This window comes from Streptomyces flavofungini (genome assembly GCF_041028215.1).
GTDB classification, from domain to species: Bacteria; Actinomycetota; Actinomycetes; order Streptomycetales; family Streptomycetaceae; genus Streptomyces; species Streptomyces flavofungini_B.
The window spans coordinates 1-6,598 of record NZ_JASKYR010000490.1 but is presented as its reverse complement, the minus strand read 5'-3'; the positions used below and the strand labels follow the sequence as shown (position 1 = coordinate 6,598).

Below are 6,598 nucleotides of genomic sequence, written 5' to 3'. Positions count from 1 at the left end.
GCGGTGCGCGGTCCGTCGGCGGCGACCACGAGGTCGGGCCGGGACACGCCGTGCCGGTGCTCGACGACGAGGCGGCCGCCCCCGGCGGCCTCGTCGTCGCGGACCGAGGAGACCTCGCCGCCGGGGCGCAGACGGTCGGCGGGGAGCGCGTCGGCGAGCGTCCGCAGCAGGTCCGCGCGGTGCAGGACGGTCAGCGGATGACCGAAGCGCCGCTCCAGCTCCGCGTTGTCGGTGCGGGAGAGCCAGCGGCCCGCGCGGTCGCGTACGCCGCCCCCGGTCTCGACGGCTCCGAGGGCGGAGACGGTGTCGGCGAGGCCGAGTTCGGCCAGCGCGCGCAGGGCGTTCGGCCACAGGGAGATGCCCGCGCCGACCTCGGTGAACTCCGGGGCGCGTTCGAGTACTTCTACCCGCCAGCCTCTGCGGTGCAGGGCAACGGCGGTCGCGAGGCCGCCGATCCCGCCGCCGACGATGGTCGCGGCGCGCTGCGACATGGATCCTCGCTCTGTTTCGGGGCCCCGGCCCCCGTCAATTGGGCGCTTTATCGCAACATGTCGACAGGCCCCTGTCAACGTGGAGGAAGACCTCAGACGTGCGTCTCGGGCGGGAAGCCGGTCCAGCGCAGAGCGGCGGGCAGGTGGCGCATGTCGTTGGAGACCAGGACCGTGGCGGGGCGGTCGGGCGGGTAGCGGATGACGGTCAGGGCCGCGTTGGCGTGGTTGAGCCCGAGCCACCGCCACTCCGGCGCGTACAGGGCGTCCCGTACGAGCCAGGCGATGAGGAAGTTGTGGGTCACGACCAGTTCATGGCGGTCCTGGTCACCGGCGACCGGACCGGTGAACTCCGCGAGTGCCCTTCGGGCCAGTACGGGGCCGCGCTCGCGCTCCTCGGGCGTGGCGCCGTCAAGGAAGCGCAGGAAGAGGTCGGCCGAGTCCGGTGGGAGCTCGTCCCGCTGCGGTACGTGGGGGACGTAGTCGCCCGCGGTCTCCGTGACGCGCAACGGGACGTCGCCGAGCCGCTCACCCATGAGGTGCGCGGTCTGCCGGGCGCGGGGCAGCGGGCCGTGGTGGACGGCTGCGAGAGGGACGTCCCGCAGGCGTTCGCCGAGCAGCGCGGCCTGCCGCCGCCCCGCCTCGGTCAGCCCGCTCTCGTCCGGCGTCGCCTCACCGTGCCGTACGAGATAGAGGTAGCGGGAGGCGGTGCCTGTCACGTCGCGGGCTCCTTCGTCGCCACCGCCGAGCGGTGATCCGGTACATCGGTGAGTGATCTTGTACTACGGGAGCTGCCCGCGTCGAGCCGTGCCACGCGTGGCACGTACGGAGGGTGCATGGCCGGGGCACACGGATTGGCCGGAGACGGGCTGCCGCGACCGCTCCCGCCGCAGTACGGTGGACCTCAGTCCGTGGAACCCGTGCGGCCGTCAGCGCGGCGGAGGGGTTCCGGCGATCTCTCGGGTCCGGGGTTGGGCCCTCTCCGCCAGCGGCTGCGTCCAGCGGGAGTCTGTGCCCGCGTCCTGGCACCGAACCGGGGATCGCCCACCGGACTCCGTCTCCTGTCGCCACCTTTCTCGCTCGGTGCACTGCCTCCGAGGTTCGCCATGCGCGGCTATTTCGCCGACGAGCTTCTGCTCATCACTCCTTCCAGCAACGCGGCCGGCGTGTCCCTCTTCGGCGAGGTCGTCGGCACGCACAAGGGGCCGCTGGCCGTCGCACTCGCCGAACAGAGCCTGCGCGCCCAGGAGATCACCGTCGATCTGGCCGGGGTGCACTACCTCGCCAACAGCGCCCTGGAGATCCTCGTCGCGCTGGCCAACAGCCTCAGGCCACCGCGGCGCCTGCTCGTGCGCGCGCCCGCCGGACTCGGGCTGCGGGAGCGGGTCACCGCCCACGGCTGGGACCGGATCGAGGCCCTGCGGCTCATCGACGCCTGACCACCCGGCCCGAAGGGCGGCGGGGCCTTGCCGCCGCGGGAGGCGGCAAGGCCCCGTCCGGCGGCCCGGCTGCCGGGCTCGCCGCCTTCTCCGTGGTGCGGGAACGCCTCTCACGCCCCGCGTCCGGGCCGTCCCGGCCACCACGCGGTGTCGCCGATGTCGCGTACCAGTGCCGGGACCAGGAGGGAGCGGACGACCAGGGTGTCGAGGAGGACGCCGAAGGCGACGATGAAGGCGATCTGGAGCAGGAAGGCGAGGGGAATGACGCCGAGGGCGGCGAAGGTCGCGGCGAGGACGACACCGGCCGAGGTGATGACGCCGCCGGTCGCCGTCAGCCCGCGCAGGACGCCGTCACGTGTGCCGTGCCGCGCGGACTCCTCGCGGACCCGGGACATGAGGAAGATGTTGTAGTCCACGCCGAGGGCCACGAGGAAGACGAATCCGTAGAGCGGCACGGAGGCGTCGGTGCCGCTGAAGCCGAGCACGTGCCCGAAGACCAGTGAGGCGACGCCCAGCGTGGCGACGAAGTTGAGGGCGACCGTCGCCACCAGGAGCAGGGGCATCAGGAGCGAGCGCAGCAGGCCGACCAGGATCACCAGGATGATGGCGAGGATCACCGGCATGATCAGCGCGCGGTCGTGCTCGGCGGTGCGCTGGGTGTCGTACTGCTGGGCGGTGTAGCCGCCGACCAGGCCGTCGGCGCCGTTGATGGAGTGCACCGCCTCGCGCAGCCGCGCCACGGTCCGCTTGGCGGCGTCGCTGTCGGTGGGGTCCTCCAGCGTGGCGTCGAGGCGCACGCGGCCGTCCACGACGAGGGGCTCGCCCGCTCCCGGGCGGCCGGACGCGGTGACCGCCGCCGCCTCGGCCACGCCCTCGGTCCGCTGGACCGCCTTGGTGACCCGGTCGGCCTCGGCGGCGTCGACGATCACGACGGCCGGGTTGCCCGAGCCGCCGGGGAAGTGCTCGCCCAGAGTCTTCTGCGCGGCCACGGACGGCGCGTCGTTGACGAAGATCTCGTCCAGGGGGACGCCCTTGGACTCCAGGGTGGGGGCGAACGCGGCGCACACGCACAGCGCGGCCAGCGTCCACGCCCAGACCTTGCGCGGAGCCCGGTCCACGACGCGGGCCACCGTGCGCCACACTCCGTGCCCGGCCGAACCCTCCGGGGCGGTACGGGGCTTGGCGGGCCAGTACGCGGCCCGCCCGAGCAGCAGCAGCGCCGCGGGCAGGAAGGTGAGGGCGCTCAGGACCGCGCAGCCGATCCCGATGGCGCCCACCGGGCCGAGCGCCCGGTTGTTGGTCAGGTCGCTGAGGAGCAGCGCGAGCAGGCCGAGGGCCACCGTGGCGCCGCTGGCGACGATGGGCCCGGCCGAGCGGCGCAGGGCCGAGCGCATGGCCGCCGTCCGGTCGCCGTCGAGCGCCAGTTCCTCGCGGAAGCGGGCGGTGAGCAGCAGGGCGTAGTCGGTGGCGGCGCCGATGACCAGGATGGACAGGATGCCCTGCACCTGCCCGTCGACGCGTACGACGTCGTGGTCGGCGAGCGCGTAGACGATCGCGCAGGCGAGCCCGAGTGCGAACACCGCGCCGATGATGATGACGAAGGGCAGCAGCAGACTGCGGTAGACCAGCAGCAGGATCAGCAGCACGGTGACCAGGGCGACGCCCAGCAGGATGCCGTCGATTCCGGCGAAGGCGTCGGACAGGTCGGCCTGGCTCGCCGCGGGTCCGGCCAGTTGGGCGGTGGTCCCCGGCACCTTCGCGGCCGCCTCGTCGATGCGGTCGAGGACGTCGGGCAGTCCGTCGCCCAGATCGGGCCGCAGCTGCACGATGCCCTGGAGCGCGCGGCCGTCCTTGGCCGCCAGGGCGGGCGAGGCGCGGCCCGTCGTACCGGGGGAGCCGTCCAGGGAGCGCAGGGCGCGCGAGGCCGCGTCGCGCTGCGCGTCCGTCAGGCGCCGGGCCGACCCGTCGCTCTCCCCCTCGGCGGTCCATACGACGACGGCGGGCAGTGTCTCCTTCTGGTCGAAGGCGCGCTGCGCCTCGATGACCCGGGTCGATTCGGCGTTCTGCGGGAGGAAGGCGGCCTGGTCGTTGGTGGCGACCTCACCCAGCTTCCCGGCGTACGGGCCCAGCACTCCGCCGACGCCGAGCCAGGCGACGAGCAGAACGGCGGGGACGAGCCAGCGGGCGAGGCGTGCACCGGCGGACATGTATCTCCTGATGCTCTTGGTGGGGGCGTTCGGGTACGCGAGTACCTGAATAACTCGGTAGTAAACAATCTCAATGATTGAATCAAATGGCCGGTGGTGTCGTGGGAGCGCCCCCGGGACCGTGTGCGCGTCAGGGGGACGGCGGGCGTACGTCCGAGAGTTCCTCGTTGAGGGAGGTGAGGAACCGCATGACGACGGCCAGCTCCGCGGCGTCGAAGCGGCCGCGGGTGCTCTCCGCGGCGACCGCGAGCGGCTGGAAGAAGGCGCGTGCCGCGGCACGGGCGCTGTCCTCGTAGTGCAGGTGCACGACGCGGCGGTCCCGGCTCTCGCGCGAGCGCCGGATGTGCCCGGCCCGTTCGAGCCGGTCGAGGCAGGCGGTGACGGCGCCGGAGGTGAGGCCCAGATGGGCCCGCAGCCGCCCCGGGGTCATCGGCTCGTCGGCGTCGAGGATCGCGCTCAGGGCCTGGACGTCGGTGGCGTGCAGGTCCTGACCGGCCGCGAAGGCGTGCACCACGCGGTTGAGCTCGCCGTTCATGCGGCGGAGCTGCACCGCGAACGACTGGAGGTCCGTCGTGGTGCCGCTGGGGTGTGCCGGGTCGTCGGTAGGTGCCACGCGAGCAGCCTATAGAGGCTCGGCGCACCGGACGTACCCGGTGCACCGGGGCGCGCTCAGCCGGTCGGCGCGTCCGGGTCGGGGTGATCGGGGCGACGGGTGGAAGAAGCCTGCGGAGGGAGGCCCTTTGTGGTGATCACCTCTTGGGCGACCGTGGCCAGCGGCAGGCGGCTGCTGCGCGCGTGGCGGCGCAGTGTCTCGAAGGCGTCGACGGGGGACATGCCGTGCCGCGCGGCGAGGAATCCTTTGGCCTGCTCGATCATGACGCGGCTCTGGAGCGCCTTGTGCAGCTGTTCGTTGAGGGTGTCGGCCTGGCGGAAGGAGTGGGCGTGGAGCAGGCCGATCGCGGCCGCCTCGGCGAACGCCCGGGCCAGATCGAGGTCGTCGGCGGCCAGCGGGCTCTCGCCGGTGCGCAGCAGGAGCAGACTGCCCAGCGTCTCCTGGCGCAGCCGCAGGGGCACGGCCGCGGCGTGGGTGTAACCGGCGTGCCGCGCGAGGGCGGTGAAGTCGTGCCAGGCGCCGGGCGCGCGGGCCAGGTCGCCGGGGGCGACGGTGGTGCCGGTGGCGTGCGCGTCGACGGCGGGGCCCACCCGCGTGGCCGCGTCGAGGAGCGGGGCCAGGGCGGGATCGTCGCCGTAGGTCACCGGGCCCGGCGTGCCTGTCCCGGGGAAGGCCAGCAGGACCACGGCGTCGGCGACGCCGAGGATGTCGCGGCAGCGGCGGGTCAACTGGCGTACGTAGGCAGTGACGTCGAAGTCGTCGGCCAACGTGTCGGCGAGTTCCACGAACGTGCGGGTGATCGACTCTTCCCTGCTCATCCTCGCCCCTCGGTAGGCCGGCGCACGCCGAGTGCCGCGCAGGCGGACCGGCTCATGAGTCGGCCACGTTCCGTGTCCGGAACAGTACCCTTGATCAATCCGGCGGGCTCCGCTCTTGGTGAGGTGACCGCCGCCCGGTCGCCACCGGAGCACAACATCAGTCGTCAACGGGGTTGCGTGCGGCCACAATCTGTTGTTCGAGGTTACACCTGCGGGGCACTAGGGCAGCGCCCTCGCGAGCCGCTCGGCACCCGGTCCCGCCACCCCGGCGAGGCCCGCCGGACGCCCGGTCGCGAGCAGGAGCAGATCGCCCGCCGGTCCCCGCGCCTCCTCGCCCGCCGCCGTGCCCGTGGACCAGTCCGCGTCGGTCGCCACCAGGCGCACACCGCGCAGGCGTCCGCGCGCTCCGTAGAAGGGGCTGGCCACCACGTGCGCGAGGGCCGCGACGGTCTGCTCCACGGGCATCGGGCGTGCGCGGCCCAGGGGGCGGGCGATGTCCTGTCCGTGGACGAGGACGTCGGTCAGCGGGTCGAGCGGCGCGGAGAGCGGGGCGCGGCGCGCGGAGCCCGCCGTCTCGCGGAACTGTGCGGTGAGTTCGGCGGGGCTGTACCTGGCCGCGCGCTCGCGCGCCGCGTCGCGTTCCATCCGCTCCCAGTTCCCCCGCGCCCGGACCGCGCCCTTGAGGGTGCCGAGCAGGGTCGCGCGGGTCGACAGTGTCAGATGCGCGACCACGTCGTGCACCGTCCAGCCGGTGCAGAGCGAGGCCGCCTTCCACTCCTCGTCGCCGAGTGTGCCGAGGAAGTCGGCGAGGCTCAGACGCTCGGTCCTCGTCCATGCCAGTACCTGGTCACGGTCCATGTCCGGTGCTCCTCACGTGAACGCGGACGGGGCCGCGGCGGTGTCGCGGCGGTGCCCGCCGACGCAGCTATGACCGCCGTACCCGCGCCAACCGATCGGACAGTTCATGTGACCTGCGTCACAGCGAGATGAGTGCGGAGTTCCGACCGGTGTCCACGGGGCCACAGTGGGGGGA

Annotated in this window: 7 protein-coding genes; 1 reads left to right on the top strand and 6 read right to left on the bottom strand. The window is 73.3% G+C overall.

What is annotated here, in order from left to right; all coding sequences use genetic code 11:
* Together AB8Z36_RS27850 and AB8Z36_RS27845 are read right to left on the bottom strand one after the other, a co-directional pair.
* Window positions 1–491, bottom strand: a 491-nt coding sequence (locus AB8Z36_RS27850) for an FAD-dependent oxidoreductase (RefSeq protein WP_369216140.1), incomplete at its 3' end; no start/stop codon positions are given.
* Between the two features lie 92 nt (window positions 492–583).
* The gene (locus AB8Z36_RS27845; protein WP_369216139.1) at window positions 584–1,207 is read right to left on the bottom strand and encodes a histidine phosphatase family protein; all 624 of its coding nucleotides are present in this window, start codon (window positions 1,205–1,207) and stop codon (window positions 584–586) included.
* Between the two features lie 387 nt (window positions 1,208–1,594).
* On the opposite strand from AB8Z36_RS27845, the gene AB8Z36_RS27840 reads away from it, so the two are divergent.
* The gene (locus AB8Z36_RS27840; protein WP_369216138.1) at window positions 1,595–1,927 is read left to right on the top strand and encodes a hypothetical protein; all 333 of its coding nucleotides are present in this window, start codon (window positions 1,595–1,597) and stop codon (window positions 1,925–1,927) included.
* Window positions 1,928–2,037: 110 nt separating this feature from the next.
* Here the strand turns inward: AB8Z36_RS27840 and AB8Z36_RS27835 are convergent, their stop codons facing one another.
* The 4 genes from AB8Z36_RS27835 to AB8Z36_RS27820 all read right to left on the bottom strand — a co-directional run bounded on the left by AB8Z36_RS27835 (window position 2,038) and on the right by AB8Z36_RS27820 (window position 6,423).
* The gene (locus tag AB8Z36_RS27835; RefSeq protein WP_369216137.1) at window positions 2,038–4,134 is read right to left on the bottom strand and encodes an MMPL family transporter; all 2,097 of its coding nucleotides are present in this window, start codon (window positions 4,132–4,134) and stop codon (window positions 2,038–2,040) included.
* Window positions 4,135–4,264: 130 nt separating this feature from the next.
* Window positions 4,265–4,747 carry a MarR family winged helix-turn-helix transcriptional regulator gene (locus AB8Z36_RS27830; RefSeq protein ID WP_369216136.1) on the bottom strand — a complete coding sequence of 161 codons (483 nt, stop codon included), beginning with the start codon at window positions 4,745–4,747 and terminating at the stop codon, window positions 4,265–4,267.
* A 56-nt stretch (window positions 4,748–4,803) separates the two neighbouring features.
* A complete protein-coding gene (locus AB8Z36_RS27825) occupies window positions 4,804–5,565 on the bottom strand; it encodes a GAF and ANTAR domain-containing protein (protein ID WP_369216135.1) in 762 nt (253 codons plus the stop codon).
* A gap of 219 nt (window positions 5,566–5,784) precedes the next feature.
* Window positions 5,785–6,423, bottom strand: a complete 639-nt coding sequence (locus AB8Z36_RS27820; protein WP_369216134.1) for a maleylpyruvate isomerase family mycothiol-dependent enzyme — start codon at window positions 6,421–6,423, stop codon at window positions 5,785–5,787.
* Window positions 6,424–6,598 lie beyond the last annotated feature (175 nt).

Excerpts from the sequence above, each read along its gene's own strand:
- AB8Z36_RS27825 (WP_369216135.1), bottom strand. The coding sequence starts at position 5,565 with ATGAGCAGGGAAGAGTCGATCACCCGCACGTTCGTGGAACTCGCCGAC.
- AB8Z36_RS27820 (WP_369216134.1), bottom strand. The coding sequence starts at position 6,423 with ATGGACCGTGACCAGGTACTGGCATGGACGAGGACCGAGCGTCTGAGC.
- AB8Z36_RS27835 (WP_369216137.1), bottom strand. The coding sequence starts at position 4,134 with ATGTCCGCCGGTGCACGCCTCGCCCGCTGGCTCGTCCCCGCCGTTCTG.
- AB8Z36_RS27840 (WP_369216138.1), top strand. The coding sequence starts at position 1,595 with ATGCGCGGCTATTTCGCCGACGAGCTTCTGCTCATCACTCCTTCCAGC.